Annotated in this window: 14 protein-coding genes; 9 read left to right on the forward strand and 5 right to left on the reverse strand. The window is 74.1% G+C overall.

The window, feature by feature from the left end; all coding sequences use genetic code 11:
• Positions 1-115: 115 nt before the first annotated feature.
• Complete coding sequence (locus ACIQTO_RS35195; protein WP_402397000.1) at positions 116-1279, reverse strand: agmatine deiminase family protein; 1164 nt, start codon at positions 1277-1279, stop codon at positions 116-118.
• 258 nt (positions 1280-1537) lie between these two features.
• Here ACIQTO_RS35195 and ACIQTO_RS35200 point away from each other — a divergent pair, with 258 nt between their 5' ends.
• The gene (locus ACIQTO_RS35200; protein ID WP_402397003.1) at positions 1538-2125 is read left to right on the forward strand and encodes a TetR/AcrR family transcriptional regulator; all 588 of its coding nucleotides are present in this window, start codon (positions 1538-1540) and stop codon (positions 2123-2125) included.
• A gap of 209 nt (positions 2126-2334) precedes the next feature.
• Here ACIQTO_RS35200 and ACIQTO_RS35205 read toward each other — a convergent pair whose 3' ends face one another.
• The 3 genes from ACIQTO_RS35205 to ACIQTO_RS35215 form a co-directional block, all read right to left on the reverse strand.
• A complete protein-coding gene (locus ACIQTO_RS35205) occupies positions 2335-3576 on the reverse strand; it encodes an agmatine/peptidylarginine deiminase (protein WP_402397006.1) in 1242 nt (413 codons plus the stop codon).
• Between the two features lie 93 nt (positions 3577-3669).
• The gene (locus ACIQTO_RS35210; RefSeq protein WP_402397009.1) at positions 3670-4788 is read right to left on the reverse strand and encodes an agmatine/peptidylarginine deiminase; all 1119 of its coding nucleotides are present in this window, start codon (positions 4786-4788) and stop codon (positions 3670-3672) included.
• 290 nt (positions 4789-5078) lie between these two features.
• The gene (locus ACIQTO_RS35215) at positions 5079-5633 is read right to left on the reverse strand and encodes a TetR/AcrR family transcriptional regulator (protein ID WP_402397044.1); all 555 of its coding nucleotides are present in this window, start codon (positions 5631-5633) and stop codon (positions 5079-5081) included.
• Between the two features lie 192 nt (positions 5634-5825).
• On the opposite strand from ACIQTO_RS35215, the gene ACIQTO_RS35220 reads away from it, so the two are divergent.
• Positions 5826-7514, forward strand: coding sequence for a serine/threonine-protein kinase (locus tag ACIQTO_RS35220; protein WP_402397012.1), 1689 nt, complete (start codon positions 5826-5828; stop codon positions 7512-7514).
• 100 nt (positions 7515-7614) lie between these two features.
• On the opposite strand, the gene ACIQTO_RS35225 is transcribed toward ACIQTO_RS35220, so the two are convergent.
• On the reverse strand, positions 7615-9270 hold the full coding sequence (locus tag ACIQTO_RS35225) for a histidine decarboxylase (protein WP_402397014.1): 1656 nt from the start codon (positions 9268-9270) through the stop codon (positions 7615-7617).
• Positions 9271-9449: 179 nt separating this feature from the next.
• Here ACIQTO_RS35225 and ACIQTO_RS35230 point away from each other — a divergent pair, with 179 nt between their 5' ends.
• The 7 genes from ACIQTO_RS35230 (at position 9450) to ACIQTO_RS35260 (ending at position 17249) form a co-directional block, all read left to right on the forward strand.
• Positions 9450-9953, forward strand: a complete 504-nt coding sequence (locus tag ACIQTO_RS35230) for an Lrp/AsnC family transcriptional regulator (protein WP_402397017.1) — start codon at positions 9450-9452, stop codon at positions 9951-9953.
• Between the two features lie 216 nt (positions 9954-10169).
• A complete protein-coding gene (locus ACIQTO_RS35235) occupies positions 10170-11225 on the forward strand; it encodes a magnesium and cobalt transport protein CorA (RefSeq protein WP_402397020.1) in 1056 nt (351 codons plus the stop codon).
• Positions 11226-11371: 146 nt separating this feature from the next.
• The gene (locus tag ACIQTO_RS35240) at positions 11372-12949 is read left to right on the forward strand and encodes a phytoene desaturase family protein (protein ID WP_402397023.1); all 1578 of its coding nucleotides are present in this window, start codon (positions 11372-11374) and stop codon (positions 12947-12949) included.
• 312 nt (positions 12950-13261) lie between these two features.
• Positions 13262-14383 (forward strand): methyltransferase, encoded by a 1122-nt coding sequence (locus tag ACIQTO_RS35245; protein WP_402397026.1) that lies wholly within the window; start codon positions 13262-13264, stop codon positions 14381-14383.
• A gap of 121 nt (positions 14384-14504) precedes the next feature.
• Positions 14505-14816, forward strand: coding sequence for an ArsR/SmtB family transcription factor (locus ACIQTO_RS35250; protein ID WP_402397029.1), 312 nt, complete (start codon positions 14505-14507; stop codon positions 14814-14816).
• A gap of 134 nt (positions 14817-14950) precedes the next feature.
• Positions 14951-16162 (forward strand): MFS transporter, encoded by a 1212-nt coding sequence (locus ACIQTO_RS35255; protein ID WP_402397032.1) that lies wholly within the window; start codon positions 14951-14953, stop codon positions 16160-16162.
• A 142-nt stretch (positions 16163-16304) separates the two neighbouring features.
• Positions 16305-17249: a hypothetical protein gene (locus ACIQTO_RS35260; protein ID WP_402397035.1), complete on the forward strand. Its 945-nt coding sequence runs from the start codon at positions 16305-16307 to the stop codon at positions 17247-17249.
• Positions 17250-17252 lie beyond the last annotated feature (3 nt).

Genomic DNA, 17252 nt, shown 5'->3' on the forward strand with positions numbered 1-17252 from the left:
ATGGAACTCTTCTCTGCTCGAACGTTCGGTCGGTGGGTGGGTGCCGGGGCGGCAGCCGGGGTGGTGGCCCCCGCCGGGGCCCGGGTGGCGCCCCGGGCGCGGGGCGCGGGGTGCCTCAGAGGGTGTCGGGCACGGCCGGCTGGGACTGCGTGGAGCAGTGGATGCCGCCTCCGCCGCTCGCGACGGCGTCGATGTCGACCTGGACGATCCTGCGGTCGGGGTACGTGGCCTGGAGGATCGCGTAGGCGACGCCGTCGGCGTAGCCGTCGCCGAACTGCGGGACGAGGACGGCGCCGTTGACGGTGTAGTAGTTGGTGTAGCTGGAGAGGAAGTCCTTGCCCCGGCCGCGGATCGCGGTGCGGTCCGGCCCGGGGAGTTCGGTGACCCGCAGGCGCCGGCCCCGGGCGTCGGTGGCGTTCCGCAGCACCCGCTTGGCCTCCTCGTAGACGGCGACCCACCGGGGGTCGACGCCCGGGCCGGGCTGGTCCAGCAGGACCTGGCCGGGGGCGGTGAAGCGGGCCAGGCAGTCGATGTGGCAGTCGGTGATGTCCTGCCCGGCCAGGCCGGGGACCCAGATGACCTTGTCGATCCCCAGCGAGGTCCGCAGGGCCTGCTCGACGTCCTGCTGGGACATGCCCGGGTTGCGGTTCGGGTTGACCAGCGAGCTGACGGTGGCCAGCAGGGTGCCCTGGCCGTCGGTCTCCAGCGAGCCGCCCTCGCCGACGAACGGGGCCTGGATCCGGTCGACGCCGTAGCCGCGCAGGAGGGTGGCGGCCGCCGCGGCGTCGTTGGCGAACGGCTGGGAGTAGTCCGTGCCGGTCTTGCCCCAGCCGTTGAAGTTGGTGTCGACACCGGCGATCCCACCGGGTGCCACGACGAAGGTGGGCCCGAAGTCGCGGATCCACAGGTCGTCGTTGGCGACCTCCAGGACCTCGATCGGGAAGTAGGCGCCGGAGCCGCAGGAGTACCGGGCGTCGGCGGCCTGTCCGGGGCGGGCCAGGACCACCACCGGTTCGAACCGGGAGATCTCGTGGGCGAGGTCGGCGATGTTCCGGCGGACGGCGGACAGCTTGTTCTGCCAGACCGAGAACAGCGCGGGCCAGGCCATGAAGGTCCGGGTGTGCCGGTCGGTCTCCGCCGGCATCCGCAGCACGGATCCGGCCGGCGGCGCGGTGGCGGCGCGGGCGCTCGCCGGGAGCGCGACACCGAGGGCCGCCAGGGGCAGCGCCGCCGCGCCGAACTTCAGCAGGCCGCGGCGGGTGGAGGAGGGGGTGTTCATGGGGCTCCCTGGAGGGATCGGGAGGTGAGGGGTGACCACATCCTGGACCGAACTGAAAGTTCAGTCAATATTTCGACGCACAGCACTTGCACCCAGTTCGCAGCAGGCCCGACAGTGCGGCTCCGTGCGCGGACGCACCGAATCGCCGCACAGCCCGGGACCCGCTCCGGGGGCGCAGCACCCCCCGTGACCCGCATCCTGAAGATACGATCAGGATTCGGCCCCGGAAGCCGGCCCCTGCGAGTAGAGTGAGCACCCGTGTCAGACCGTCGAACAGAGATCGTCAGAGCCGCCACCCGCGTGATCGCGCGGCGCGGGGTACGCGGGCTGCGGGTGGGGGAGCTGGCGACCGAGGCCGGCGTCTCGACCGCGCTGATCTACTACCACTTCACCGACCGCGCCGGAATCCTTCGCGAGACCCTGGCGTTCATCGGCGAGCGGGCCGACCGCTACACCGCCGAGCCCGACCCCGACGACACCGCCCGGGGCCCGCGGGCCGAGCTGGAGCAGGCCCTGCTGCTGGAGCTCCAGAACTCCGCCGAGGTGCGCGAGAACAGCACCGCCTGGGGCGAGTTGCGAGCGAGCGCGGTCTTCGAGTCGAGCCTGCGCGACGACCTCGCCCGAGCCACCCACACCTGGGTGCACGAGATCGCCGAACTGCTCGGCCGCGTCCACCCCACCGGCACCGCGCCCGCCCACGCCGCGTCCGCCGAGCGCCTCACGGCCCTGCTGGAGGGGCTCAGCATCCGCTGGCTGAGCGGCTCACTGCCGCTCGACCACGCCCGCAGACTGCTCGGCGAGGCGGTCGACGCGGAGCTCGCGGACTGCCGGCCGGCCTTCCGCTGAGACGGACCGCCATGCCGGTCGGGCGAGGAGGCTCCCCGTACTCCTCCCCCGCCGCCCCGCCGCTCTCCCCCGCCGCTCTCCCCCGCGGCCGCGCCGCGGCCCGGCCAGGGACGCGGACGCGGCCGGAACGGGCCCCGGCCCCATCCGAACGAAGCCGCCGCGAAGGACGCCTGAGCGTCGGTCACGGCGGCTCGCCGGGGCATCGGGGATCAGCCGGCGTCCGGCCTGCCGGGCTGGTCGTGGGTGGAGCAGTGGATCCCACCGCCGCCGGAGGCGATGTTGTCGATCTTCACCGGGACGATGTCGCGGCCGGGGAAGTGGTCGCGCAGGATCTGCTGGGCCCGGTCGTCGGCCTTGGCGTCGCCGAAGCGCGGCAGGAACAGCGACTTGTTGGCGACGTAGAAGTTGATGTACGAGGAGACGAAGGCGTCGCCGCGCCCGGTGATCCGGTCCGGGTCGGGCTGCGGCAGGTCGATCACCCGCAGCGGCTTGCCGTGGGCGTCGGTGGCGCCCTTGAGCACCTCGCGCGCCTGCGCGGCGGAGCGCGACCAGACGTCGGCGGGCGCGCCGGGGAACGGCTGGTCCAGCAGGACGACCCCGGGGGCCGCGAAGCGCACCAGGCAGTCCACGTGCGCGTCGGTGATGTCCTGGTCGCGCACGCCGGCGAACCAGATCACCTTCGTCACGCCGAGGGCCTTCTTGAGCTCGGCCTCGATCTCGTCCCGGCTCTTGCCCGGGTTGCGGCGCTGGTTGACCACCGAGCTCTCGGTGACCATCAGCGTCCCCTGCCCGTCGGTCTCGAAGGAGCCGCCCTCCGCGACCACCGGCGTGCGGACCCGTTCCATCCCGTACCTGCCGAGCAGGGCGGCGGCCAGCGCCGTGTCGTTCGCGTGCTCCTTCTGCTTGTCGCCCCAGCCGCTGAAGTTGAGGTCGACGCCCTTCACGGTGCCGCCCTCCTCGACGAAGACCGGCACGGTGTCCCGGGCCCACAGGTCGTCCACCGGCAGCGCGACGACCTCGACGTCCTTGCCGCAGGCGTTCTGCGCCGCGTCCACCTGCCCGGGGCGGGCGAACATCACCACCGGCTCGTAGCCGCCGACGGCACGCGCCAGGCGGGCGATGTCCGCGCGGACGTCCGGGAGTTGGTCGGCCCAGATGCCGGTGGACGCCGGCCAGGACATGAACGTGCGGGCGTGGCTGTCCCACTCCGCGCCGAACCTGCGGCCGGGCGTCGCCTCCGCCCCGCCCGCGGCGGGCGGCGCGGGCGGCACGGACGCCGCCGGCGCCGGCGGCTCGCCGGAGCCCGCGAGGTCCGACGGGTCCGCGCCGTCCGAGGGCGCGCAGGCCGCGGCACCGAGGGTCAGCAGGCCCGCGCCGGCCGCGGCGCGCAGCATCGTGCGGCGGGACGGGGCGCTGCGGCAAGGGGTCGACGGGAGGGAGGTCTGGGACATGGGGAACTCCGGCTGGATGAGGGTGGCGGACCGCGCGGACGGGTGGGCGGGAGGCCCCGGCGTCGCCCCGCGGGCGGGAGTCGGGAACGGGTGCTACGGAAGCGGTTCCTGCATCGTGGAGCAGTGGATGCCGCCGCCCCCGGCCATCAGGCGGTCGACGTCGAGCTGGACGACCTCGCGCCCGGGAAAGGCCTCCGCGAGCGTGCGCCGGGCGGCGTCGTCCTTGGCCACGTCACCGAACTGGGTCGCGATCACGGCGCCGTTGACGACGTGGAAGTTGAGGTACGAGTCGACGAACTTCGGGTCGCGCGAGCGGACGGTGTCGGGGCCGTCCACCCGGATCACCCGCAGCCGGCGGCCCCTGGCGTCGGTGGCCCGGGAGAGGATGTCGAACTGCTCGCGGGCGTCCCGGGCCCAGACGTCGTCGCGGTCCTCCGGGGGCAGTTGCACCAGGACGACGCCGGGCCGGACGAACCGGGAGGTGACGTCGATGTGGTCGTCGGTGATGTCCTTGCCCTTGATCCCGGGGACCCAGATCATCCGGTCCGCGCCGTACACCTCCAGCACGGCCTCCTCGATCTCGTCCCGGCTCATGCCCCGGTTGCGGTTCTTGTTCACCAGGCTGCTCTCGGTGGCCAGCAGGGTGCCGTCGCCGTCCGTCTCGACCGAGCCGCCCTCGCCGACGAACTCCGCGTACGAGAAGGGGAGCCCGAGCATGGCGGCGATGCCGCGGGCGGCGTCGGCGTCGTCCCGGTGGGTCTGCTTGTTGCCCCAGCCGTTGAAGTTGAGCCCGACGGCGTCGAGCCGCCCGTGGCCGTCGCGCCGGAACACCGGGGCGATGTCCCGCATCCAGAGGTCGTCGGTGGGGACGGCCCCGGTCACGGTGACGGCCGGGCCGCACAGACCCTGGGCCTCCCGGACGCTGTAGTCGTCCGGGGCGCACAGCACCACCGGCTCGAAGCGGGCGATCGTCCGCGCGATCAGCGCGATGTCCTGCTGGACACCGGCCAGCTGCCGGCCCCAGACGGACTTGCGGGACGGCCAGGACATCCAGGTGCGGGCGTGCGGGACGTCATCGCGGTCCACCCACCACTGCGGGAGCCCGGCCTCGCCGTCGTCGGACCGCCCGGCGTGCGGAACCGGCCCGCGCGGGGGCTGGGCTCCGAAGAGCCGGCCGAACAGGGAGCGGTCATCACCTCGGGTGTCGCTCATGAGGATCTCCAGAATCAAGTATCGCCCACCAGGTGACCGGCGGCCTTGCCGTGGACGCCCCGAACCGTCCTCCCCGGCGCCGCGGCTCCACTCTCGCATTGACTGAAATTTCAGTCAACATTCGCCTCGCGAGCCGGCCCCGTCGAGTCCGGAGCCGCGCCCCCGCACACACCCGGGCCGAACCCGGACGGACGGTCGTCGCCACCGGGGGCCGGACCGGCCCGGCCGGAGTCAGGACGCGAACGGCCCCGGGTCGCGGGTGACCCGGGGCCGAACCGCGCCGCGGCGCGTCAGCGGCGCAGCCGCTCCAGCTCGATGTCGATCGCGCCGGTCATGAGGTCGCGGGCGTGCTCCACCGGCAGGCTGCCGCTGAGCCACCGGACGCTCAGCCCCTCCATGAGCGCGGTCAGCCGCTCGGCGGAACTGGCCAGCGCGGCGGCCCCGTTCATCGGCCGCACCTTGCCCAGCAGCTCGGCGACCTCCTGCACCCAGACCAGGGTCGCCCGGGCCAGGTCCTCCCGCAGGTCCGGGTCGAACACCGCGCTCGCCCGCAGCTCGCCCCAGGCCGTGCTGTTCTCCCGCACCTCGGGGGTGTCCTGGAGTTCCAGCAGCAGCGTCTGCTCCAGCTCGCCCCGGTCGTCCAGCGGCGGCGCGTCCGGCGCGCGCTCGGTCGTGTAGCGACCGGCCCGGTCGTTGATGAACTCCAGGGTCGCGCGGAGGATCCCGGCGCGGTCCTTGAAGTGGTAGTAGATCAGCGCGGTGGACACGCCGGCCTCGGAGGCCAGCTCCTCCACCCGCAGCCCGCGGACACCGCGCCGGGCGATGACCCGCGCGGCCGCTTCCATGATCAAGGTTCGACGGTCAGCCACGATGGATCATCCTACCGGGAGGCCTGTCCCGGTCGTCACCCCGGAGGGCGGACCTGACTGAAACTCCAGTCGGGGTTATGATCCGGTGCGATTCCGGAGGCCGGCGCGCCCGTGGGCCCATCCACCGAACCCGTGCCGCCACCCTCACTCGACCCGCTGGGAGCCAGCATGACCGCAGAGCCCTTCGGCGCCCCGTCGCCCACGGCGTTCCAGGCGCTGTCCCCGGACGACCCCCGCGAGGTCGGCGGCTACCGCCTCTGCGCCCGGCTGGGCGCGGGCGGCATGGGCCGCGTCTACCTCGCCTACACCCCCGGGGGGCGCCCGGTCGCGATCAAGGTCGTCCGCCCCGAGCTCGCCGAGGACCCGGAGTTCCGGCACCGCTTCACCCAGGAGGTGGCCAGCGCCCGGCGCATCCACGGCCTCTACACCGCCCAGGTGGTCGACGCGGGCACCGACGCCGCCGCCCCCTGGCTGGCCACCACCTTCGTGCCCGGCCCCTCCCTCCAGCAGGTCGTGCTCCGGCACGGTCCCCTGCCGGAGCGGACCGCCGTCCTGCTCCTGGCCGGCATCGCCGAGGCCCTCCAGGTGATCCACGCCGCGGGCGTCGTCCACCGCGACCTCAAGCCCGGCAACGTCCTGATCGCCGCCGACGGCCCGCGCGTCATCGACTTCGGCATCGCCCGGGCCGCCGACGCCGGCCGGCTCACCGGGACCGGACTGCGCATCGGCTCGCCCGGCTTCATGGCCCCCGAGCAGGTCCTCGGGCTGCCCGCGACCCCGGCCACCGACGTCTTCGCCCTGGGCGCCCTGATCGCCTACGCCGGCTCCGGCGTCCCGCCCTTCGGCGACGGCCCCGAGCCGGCCTCGCTCTACCGGGCGGTGCACGAGGAGCCCGATCTGTCCGGCCTGCCGCCCGGACTGCACGAGGCGGTCGGGCTCTGCCTGGCCAAGGACCCCGGCCGGCGGCCGGGCACCGCCTGGCTGATCGAAGCCGCCCGCCGCCACCCGGCCACCGGCGGCGGGCTCCGGCTCTCCGACGACTGGCTGCCCCCGCGGGTCAGCACCGAGCTCCGGCGCCACACCGACCTGCCGACCACACCGGCACCGACCACACCGACGCCGGCCGCCACCGACCCGGACGACATCCGCACCGCGGTCCACGCCGCGGCCGGGGCCCCGACCGCCCGGTTCCACCCCGCCCCGCCGGCGACCCGGCCGCAGCCGGCCCCCGCCGCCGGACCCGGAGCCCCCACCACCGCACGCCGGGGCGCCCGCACCGCGCTCCTGACGACCGCCGCCCTGCTGGTCGGCGCCGCCGGGGCGTTCCTCCTGCTCGATCCCGGGTACTTCGACGACCTGGACGACCAGAACGTGGCCGCCACCGGCAGCATCCCGCCGGCCCCGCCCGCCGCGTCGGCCTCGGCGTCCGCGCCGTCCGCTCCCACCGCGCCCGCCACTCCCCCGCAGCCGACCACCCTCCCCGGTTTCACCGCCGTCTACACCGGCCTCGAACTCACCTCGCCCGACCACTCCTACGAGTTCGACCTCAAGACCGGGAAGGTCGCCGCCCAGGACACCTCCACCTGGTACCTGGGCCGGCACGCCGGCGAGTTCTACATCCCGGAGGACAGCGACGCCTACGTCTCCCCGACCGGTCCGCTGACCCTCGCCGACTGCGTCAAGGGCATCGAGACCCAGCCCGCCGCGGCCCTGCCCTTCAGTGCCGTGCAGGGTGACCGAAGCTTCTGCGTCCGGGCCAAGGGCGGCCGGGACGTCGCCGTCGTCCGCCCGCTCGCCACCGCCCCGGACGACGGACCGGTCCGGGTCTCCCTCACCTACTACCGCCGCTCCGCCTGACGCCTGACGCCCGAGGTACGGGGGCACAGGGGCGACGGCGGCGACGGCCGGCCCGGGCACGACGCCCGGCCGGCCGTACGCACCCGCGCGACGGCGACGGTCAGCCGGCCTGCCCGTGCAGGGCCGGGTCCCGGGCGAGGTCGGCCAGCAGGGCGTCCAGCTTGGCCCGGTCGACCGAGGGCATCACGAAGACGTGCGCGTAGCTGCGGCGGGTGGACTCGTCGCCCGGGACCATCAGCACGTCCTGGGAGGACAGCGACCACTTCGCCACCAGCTCGGGGCCGGGCTTGCGGAACCGCACGGTGACGGCGCCCGGGGTGCGGGCCGGCCAGAGCTCGACGCCCGTCTCCCGCTCCATCGCCCTCAGCCGCCGCTCCAGGTAGCCGGCCAGCTCCTGGGCCCGGCGGACCCGGTCCACCTGGTCCTGGTAGGAGTGCCGGGACAGGTGGTCCCAGAGGACCAGCGGCGAGAACCCGTTCCTGGAGCCCGCGAAGGTGGTGTCCGGCGCGCCGATGTACTCCGGCTGGGACGGCGGCGAGATCTGGTACTTGACCTTCGTCATGTAGATGCCGCAGGGCCACGGCGCACCCGGCCACTTGTGCCCGCTCATCGCGATCGAGGAGACCATGTCGATCTCGCCGAACTCCTCGGTGGGCAGCCTGAGGCCGAAGTCGAAGGCGGGCAGCTCCACCTCGGGGGTCCAGCCGTACGCCTGGTCCTGGGAGGCCATCCGCAGGAACGGCGCGTACCCGGCGCCGAGGGCGCCGTCCACGTGGATCCAGAAGCCCCTGCGCAGGTCGGCCAGCGGCTCACCGGTCTGCGGGTCGGTGCCGTACGTCACCCGGCGCCGCACCAGGCCGTGCCGTTCGAAGATCGGCAGCAGTCGCTCGCAGACCGCCCGGACGTCGTCGTGGGCGCCCTTGAAGGTGCTGCCGAGGTTGAGGTTGACGAAGACCGGGTGCCCGTTCGCGGCGAAGAACTCGACCAGGACCGCGAGCGCTTCGACGTCGATCTCGCCCGGACCGTCCCAGGACCGGCCCGAGGGGCCGGGACGGGAGGGCACCTCGGTGGGCCACTCACGGCGTCCCGTGGCGGGGTCGACCAGCGGGCACCGGTCCGGGTACTGCTCCAGGCCGACCGCGTGGAAGGTCTCGACGCCCAGCACCCGCACGGCCTTGGCGAAGGAGTAGTGGGTGTCCTCGGAGTAGAAGGCCACCGGGCGGTGGGCGTTGGGGTTGTCCCGGTCGGGCGTGGCCCTGACGTACCGCAGGGCGTCGAACGGGGCCGTCGGCGGCTGGATCAGCGCCTTGCCGCCCAGGTAGTCCCGGGCGTTCCAGAGCGCGTACATGTTGCCCTCGGTCGATCCCATCGACAACATGTAGCCCCAGTACGACTCGGGGTCGGCGGGGTCGTGCGGCCCCTCGGCGTTCCACAGCGCCGCGTAGTAGTCGAGCACGGCGCGCTCGACGACCTTGGTGTTCGGCTTGTAGCCGCCGCTCTGGAACGGGTCGCCGAGGTTGTTGATGTTGTTCGGCATGAACCGGGCCAGGTCCAGCGCGCAGCCCTGCATGTCCTGGGTGGCCTGGTAGCCGACCAGGTGCCGGCGCTTCCTCGACAGGTACTCGTCGACGGTGTCGAGGGCGCGCAGCCGGCGGTCGTCGTCCAGGCCGCTCGCGGGGAGCGCGAAATCGCGGCCGTCCAGCTCCGCGCCCGGGTCGACGGCGGTCGCGGCGGCGAGGGTGACGGTCGGGCTCATGGGAACGGCACTCCGGGGTCGGTGCGGGCCGGCCCCGGGCGGGGAACGGCGCGGCGGCGTTCGCCACCCGCCGTCAGGATGGAACTTCACCGAGCCGGGGGGAAGATCTCCCGAACAAGATTCGGTACCACCGTTCGAGGTCTTGCGGATCGTCGGAAACAGCTGGAATCCTGCCCGGCATGCCGAACATTCCGCAGGCCCGGAGGGCGCCCCTCGACGAGGTGGACCGGGCGATCGTGCGCACCCTGGCCGACGACGCCCGGCTGCCGAACAACGCGCTCGCCGAGCGGGTCGGCATCGCCCCCTCCACCTGCCTGGCCCGGGTCCGGGCGCTGCGGGAGCGCGGGACCATCCGGGGGTTCCGGGCGGACGTGGACCCCGCCGCGATCGGCCTGCCGCTGCAGGCGATGATCTCCGTCCGCCTCCGGGCCCACACCCGTGAGCAGAACGAGAGCTTCCGCGGCACCGCCCCCGACCTGCCCGGCGTCCTGGCGGTGTTCCACATGTCGGGCTCCGAGGACTACCTGCTGCACGTCGGCGTCGCCGGCCCCGAGGGCCTGCGCGACTTCGTGGTGGACCACCTCACCACCCACCCGGCGGTGGCGCAGACCCGGACCAACCTGATCTTCGAGCAGATAGCCGGGCGCCGGTACCTGGGGGACCCGCCACCGGCGTCCGGCTGAGCCGCGTCCGAAGGGGCGGCGGGCCGGGGGTGCGGCGGGCCGGGTGCGGCTGCCCGGCGGCGGGCCGCTGGCTCCGGCCCGCGGAGATTCCGCCGGGCCCGTGGGGCAGGCCGGGCCGAATCGGAGGAGCATCTAGTGCTGTGGGGCGACCGCGGCGTGCTGCGCCGCCGGTGGGGCGACACGCGGCGCGGTCGGCCGGGCACGAGGAGGAAGGCCATGATCGTCGACTGCGCGCACTACCGCGACGGACGCCGGCAGCACGAGGGCCCGATGCCGCTGGAGGAGGCGGCCGCGCGCTGCGCGCGGGGCGGATTCGTCTGGCTGGGCCTGTTCGAACCGGGCCCCGAGGAGCTGGCCACCGTCCGCGAGAGCTTCGGCCTGCACGAACTCGCCGTCGAGGACGCCCAGGCCTTCCACCTGCGGCCGAAGGCCGAGCGGTACGAGGACGGCACCGAGCTGATCATCCTGCGTACCGCCCGCTACGACGACGAACGCGAGGAGGTCGACTGCGGCGAGATCAGCGTCTTCCTCGCCGAGCACTTCGTGATCACCGTTCGCCAGGGCATCGCCAGCGAACTGACCGGTGCCCGCAGCCGGCTCGAACGCAGCCCCGAACTGCTGCGCACCGGAAGCGCGTCGACCCTGTGGGCGATCCTCGACCAGGTGGTCGACAGCTACGCGCCCGTCGTCGCCGAACTCGAACGCGACATCGAGCAGATCGAGGCGACGGTGTTCTCCGGCGCGGTCGCCCCGACCGAACGGATCTACTTCCTGCGCCGCGAGGCCACCGACTTCTACCGTGCCGTCCACCCCCTGCTCGCCGTGCTCGCCCGGCACCTGAGGCCCAGCCGGTCGGCGCCCGAGTTGCTGCCGTACTTCCGCGACGTGCACGACCACCTCCTGCTGGTCAACGAGGAGGTCGCCGCCCAGCGCGACCTGCTGGCCACCGTCCTGGAGGCGAACATCGCGGTGATCTCGGTCGAGCAGAACCGGATCAACCTCCGGCAGACCGCCACGATGGAGCGGCTCACGATCGTGGCGACCGTGTTCCTGCCGCTGTCCTTCGTGGTCGGCTTCTTCGGGCAGAACTTCGGGTGGCTGGTCCGGCACATCGACAGCCTCGCCGCGTTCGTCGCCCTCAACGTCGGCGGTCTGCTGCTGCCCTGTCTCCTGCTGTACCTCTGGCTGCACCGGCGGCGCGGCCGGCCGGCCCCGGCCCTGCCGGAGGCGGGCAACGGCGTGCGGCGCGCTCCGGGCTCCACCGCGCCGTAGGGGTCCACCGCGCCGTAGGGGTCCACCGTGGCGCAGGCGTCCCCCGCGACACGGGCATCCCCCCGCGTCACCGGCATCCGGCGCCGGCGCGAACGGGTGGCGCGCGGCCTGTTCCCCGGCCCTCCGCCGTGGCGTAGCGTGACCGCGTGAACGCGCAAGCGCAGTCCCGGCACGATGTCGTGATCGTCGGCGGCGGGCACAACGCCCTGGTGGCGGCGGCCTACCTCGCGCGAGCGGGCCTGCGGGTGCTGCTCCTCGAACGGCTGCCGCGGGTGGGCGGGGCGGCGGTGTCGGCCCGGGCGTTCCCGGGCGTGGACGCCCGGCTGTCGCGCTACTCGTACCTGGTGAGCCTGCTGCCGCGCGAGGTCGTGCGGGACCTCGGGCTGCGGCTGGAGCTGCGGCGGCGCCGGATCGCCTCGTACACGCCCACCGTCCGGGACGGCCGGCCCACCGGGCTGCTGGTGGACGCGGCCGACCCCGCCCGGACCCGGGAGTCGTTCCGGGCGCTGACCGGCGCGGACCGGGAGTGGGAGGCCTGGCAGCGCTTCTACGCGTCGACGGGCCGGATCGCCGAGCGGGTGTTCCCCACCCTCACCGAGCCCCTGCCCACCCGGGCCGAGCTGCGCCGGCGGGTCGCCGACGAGGCCGCCTGGGAGTCCTTCTTCGAACGCCCCCTCGGCGAGGCGGTCGAGCGGACCTTCGGCGACGACCTGGTGCGCGGGGTGGTGCTGACGGACGCGCTGATCGGCACCTTCACCCACGCGCACGACCCCTCGCTGCTGCAGAACCGCTGCTTCCTGTACCACGTGATCGGCAACGGGACGGGCGACTGGGACGTCCCGGTCGGCGGGATGGGCGCGGTGACGGACGCGCTGGCCGAGGCCGCGCGGGCGGCCGGCGCGGAGATCCGGACCGGCTGCGAGGTCACCGCCGTGGCCACCGACGGCACCGGCGAGGCCGAGGTGTCGTACCGGCACCGGGACGGGGAGGCGACCGCGGTGGGCCGGCGGGTCCTGGTGAACGCCGCTCCGGCGGTACTGGCCCGGCTGCTGGGCGAGGAGGCCGGCCCTGCACCGGAGGGTTCCCAGCTCAAGGTCAACATGGTGCTGCGCCGGTTGCCCCGGCTCCGGGACACCGCCGCGGACCCCCGGGACGCCTTCGCCGGGACCTTCCACATCGCCGAGGGCTACCGGCAGTTGGCGACGGCCCACGCCGAGGCGCGGGCCGGCCGGATCCCCTCGGCGCCGCCGTCGGAGATCTACTGCCACACCCTCACCGATCCGTCGGTCCTGGGGCCCGAGGCGCTCCGGCAGGGGCTCCAGACGCTGACCCTGTTCGGCCTGCAGATGCCCGCACGGCTGTTCGCCGACCCGGCGGCCAAGGCGCGCGCGCTGGCGGCGAGCCTGGCGCGGCTCGACGAGGTGCTGGCCGAGCCGATCGCCGACTGCCTGGCGACCGATGCCGACGGGCGGCCGTGCGTGGAGGCCCGGACGCCGCTCGACCTGGAGCGGGAGGTCGGCCTGCCGGGTGGTCACATCTTCCACCGGGACCTGTCGTTCCCCTTCGCGACCGAGGCCCCCGACAGCGCCGCCGCCCGCTGGGGCGTGGCGACGGCGCACCGGAACGTGCTGCTGTGCGGCGCGGGCGCGGTCCGCGGCGGCGGCGTCAGCGGCATCCCGGGCCACAACGCGGCCCGGGCCGTCCTGGCGGACCTCGCCCGGTAGGGCCTGCCGGAGCCCAGCACCTGCGCAGCCAGGGCCGCTTCCAGGAGGCCAACGTCACGGACGCCCGCGCCGCCGCCATCGAGGCGCAGAGCCACCGCTACCTCGACTGCGAGCGCAACGTCCGCTGCTGACCGGCTCTTTGACGAACCCCCGCGGCGGCGCTCCGGCGTCCGCCGCGGGGGTTCCCGCCCGTCCGGACCCCCGCCGCCCGCAGATGATCGTGCCCGCACGAAACCGGCCCGCGGCGCGCTTCGACCCGTTCGCCCGGGGGAAGTCTTCCCCGCGCGGGGACACCGAGGCGAGGAGGACGGCATGGGCCAGGACGAGGGAACGCACGACGGCGACCGGACAGCGGCCGCCGGCGCGGACACCGGTCCGTCCGCACCGAGCACCCCCGGGGCCGCCGACAGCGGGGCGACCGACCTCGAAGCCCGCTACCGCCGCTCCTCCGCCTTCCTCACCGACGAGGCCCTCGGCTTCCTCTTCCCCGCCGCCCTCCGGGCCGCCGCCGACATCGGGGTGGCCGACCACCTCACGGACGGCCCCCGCACGCCCGCCGAACTCGCCGCCGCGACCGGCACGGACGCCCGCAGCCTCCACCGGGTCCTGCGCCTGCTCGCCACCCGGGGCGTGGTCGCGGAGGACGACCTGGGCCGGTTCGCCCTGACCGACGCCGGACAGGCGCTGCGCGGCGACGTCCCCTACTCCGCGCGGACGGCCGTCCAGATGCTCACCGACCGCACCATGTGGCTGCCGGCCGGGGAGCTGACGAGCTGCCTCACCGACGGCACCGCGTCCTTCGAGAGCATCTTCGGCATGCCGTTCTTCGACCACTTCGCCCAGGACGCGCGGACCGCCGCCGTGTTCCACGTGGGCATGGCGGCGATGTCCGACCCGGAGAACGCGGTCATCGCGGCGGCCTACGCCTTCCCGGCGGCCGGCACGGTCGTGGACGTCGGCGGCGGGCACGGCGGCCTGCTGCTGGAGGTGCTGCGCCGCAACCCGGGCCTGGCGGGCGTCCTCTACGACCGCCCCCACGTCCTGGCCGGCCACCGCCTGGACGCCGACAAGGAGATCGCGGACCGCTGGACGCTGGCGGAGGGCGACTTCTTCGCGTCCGTACCGCCCGGCGACGTGCACCTCCTCAAGCGGATCACCCACGACTGGGACGACGAGACCTGCGTGACCCTGCTGTCCCACTGCCGCCGCGCGCTGCGCCCGGGCGGCCGGGTCCTGGTCCTGGACGCGGTGGTCCCCCGGGGCAACGCCCCTCACCAGTCCAAGACCCTGGACCTGATGATGATGGCCTCCCTCACGGGCCGCGAACGCACCGAGGCGGACTTCGCGGAGCTCTTCGAGCGGTCCGGTCTGCGGCTGTCGCGGGTCATCCCCACGTCGACGGCCCTGTCGGTGGTGGAGGCGCTGCCGGCCTGACGTGCGGGTGGCGGGCGGGCGCCCGGGGCGGAGCGGTGGGAACGAGGCCGCTTGACACACTTCTTCGTATCGAGAATATTAGATCTGTCTTACGGGTCGTCGTGCGGAAGGAGTGTGGGCGGTGGATCCGCTGGCCGTTCACAAAGCGCTCGCGAACCCGGCGCGCGCGGAGTTCCTGCGCTGGCTGAAGACGCCCGAGCGCTACTTCGACGAGGACTACTACCGTGAGCGCGGCGTGGGATTCCACATCGGCGTGTGCGTGACGGACATCCGGGAGCGGTCCGGGCTGGCCCAGTCGGTGGTCTCGGGCTACCTGCAGATCCTGCGGGACGCCGGGCTGCTCGAATCGGAGCGCATCGGCAAGTGGACCTTCTACCGCCGCGACGAGGAGACGATCGCCGCGTTCGCCGCCTACGTCCGCGACGAGCTCTGACCCCTCCCCCGCCGGCCCGGCGCCGCCACGCGCCGTGCCGGGCCCCAGCGTTGCCTCACTTCGGCATGATTCATCTAATTATCTAGATTTGTCGCTCGGTTCACGGACGTGTCGGCCGAGCGCGGAAGGCTGCCATGCGCAAGAACGGTCTCGTCGTCCTGACACTCGCCCTGGGGGTGTTCGGGATCATCACCACGGAGATGGGCGTCGTCGGCGTCCTCCCCCGGATATCCGAGGAGTTGGGCGTCGCGCCGTCCACGGCCGGCTGGCTGGTCGGCGTCTTCGCGCTCGTGGTCGCCGCCACCGGCCCGTTCATGACGCTGCTGGCCTCCCGCGTCCCCCGCCGGACGGTCCTGCTGACCGCGCTCGCCGTGTTCGCCGTCTCCAACGCCGTCTACGCGCTGACCGACCGGTTCGACGTGATGTTCGTCTTCCGGATCGTCCCGGCGGTGTTCCACCCGGTGTTCTTCTCGGTCGCGCTCACCGCCGCCGCCCGGCTCGTCCCGGCGCAGCGGGCCACCCGGGCCGCGACGACCGTCTTCGCCGGTGTCACGGTCGGGTTCGCCTTCGGCGTGCCGCTCACCTCCTACCTCGCCGAACACCTGTCGCTGGCAGCCGCGTTCTGGTTCGGCGCGGGCGTCAACCTGCTCGCCTTCCTCGGCATCCTGGCCCTCTTCCCGTCGATGCCGTCCGAGGAGCGCCTGTCCTACGGCAGCCAGCTGCGGATCCTGCGGCGCCCCCGGCTCTGGCTGGCGGTCCTGGCCGTGGTGTCCGTGTTCGCGGCGATGTTCTCGGTCTACGGGTACTTCGCCGAGTACCTGGAACAGGTCACCCACCTGAGCGGTTCGCGGGTCGGCGTGGCGCTGATGGCCTTCGGGGTGGTGATGGTCGCCGGGAACCTGCTGTTCGGCCGGCTGCTGGAGCGCGACCCGGTCCGCACGGTGACCGCCTTCCCCGTCCTCTACGCGGTCGTCTACGCCGTGGTCTGGGCCGTCGGGCCGTGGACCGTCCCGATGGCCCTGGGCGTCCTGCTCTGGGGCGCGGTCCACTCCGGCGGGCTGGTGGTCAGCCAGACCTGGCTGGCGCGCGACGCCCGGGACGCCCCCGAGTTCGGCAACAGCCTCTTCATCTCCTTCTCCAACCTGGGGATCACCCTCGGCAGCGCGGTGGGCGGGCTGGTGGTGTCCTCGCTCGGCGCGCACCGGCTGCCCTGGGCCGGGGCGGCGTTCGCCCTCGTCGCGCTGGCCGCCGTCCTGCTCCGCCGGCGGCTCGGACCCGAGGCGCCGGCGCGGCGCCCGGAGCCGGTGACCCCCGCCGCCGGCCGCGCCGGAACCGCCGTCCGCTGACGGCGCCCGTACCGCTACCGGCCCGGACGCCGCGTCCGGGCCGGTAGCGGTACGGCCCCGTACCGTCACCGAAACGTCCCCGGAGCAACATTTTCCGGCCAAGGCCTGTCCGAAATTCGACCCGGGACCTAGGCTGCGGCGCGTGTCGATACTTCGCAAGCTTCGTGCCTCCGGCCCCCGTCTGCTGCCGGAGCTCGACGACGTCAAGCTGGGCCGGGTGCGGCGGCAGCTGAACTCCACCGGGCTGCCCGGCCAGAGCGGCATCCAGATCGACCAGATCGAGCGGCTGCTCCAGGAGAGCGGTACGGACTGGGACCGCCGTACGCACCGCCTCGCGGTGCTGGCCGAGGCCGCCGCGCCCTCGGGGCTCGCCCGCACCTGGCGGATGCGCCGGCCGCAGAGCGGTGACGCGATGGTCTTCGAGGCCTGGGTCGAGCTGGTGCGCGGACGGCACGACGGACGGATGGAGCAGGCCCGGACCGTCGCCGACGACTGCCGTCGCGCGGCCGAGGCGCTCCCCGAGGACCCCGCCCCCTGGGTGGTGCTGCTCGGGATCCTGCGCCTGATCCGCGCGGAGTCGCGCGAACTGTTCGCCGTCTGGCACGAAGTGACCTCGCGCGACCCGTGGAACCGTGAGGCCCATCTCCAGATGCTGCGCTACCTGTCGCCCGAGGAGTGCGGCTCACGCAGCGGCCAGCTGGAGTTCCTGGACGCCGTCCGGGGCGGGGTGCCGTCGAACGCGCCGGCCGTGGGCGTGGAACTGACCGCCCTGGTGGACGAGCACGCCCGCACCGTCGCCCGCGGCGGCGTGGAGGCCCTGCTGGTCCGCCGTCAGTGGACCAACCACCGGGCCACCAGGGCGCTGGAGACGGCGCTGGCGAACTGGCCCCGCGCCGGGCACCTGCGGTACGCGGCCGCCCTGGCCGACCTCAACCTGCTGGCCTTCGCCCTGGTCCAGGCCGGCCGGCCGCGCGAGGGCGCCGGCGTCTTCGACCTGGTCGGCGACACCGTCACGCCCTGGCCGTGGTCGCTCGACGGCGAGCCGCTCCGGCAGTTCTCCTACTGGCAGGCCAAGGCACTGGGCTGACCG

Origin of the sequence: Kitasatospora sp. NPDC091207 (genome assembly GCF_044768625.1) — a bacterium.
In the GTDB taxonomy this organism is placed as follows: domain Bacteria; phylum Actinomycetota; class Actinomycetes; order Streptomycetales; family Streptomycetaceae; genus Kitasatospora.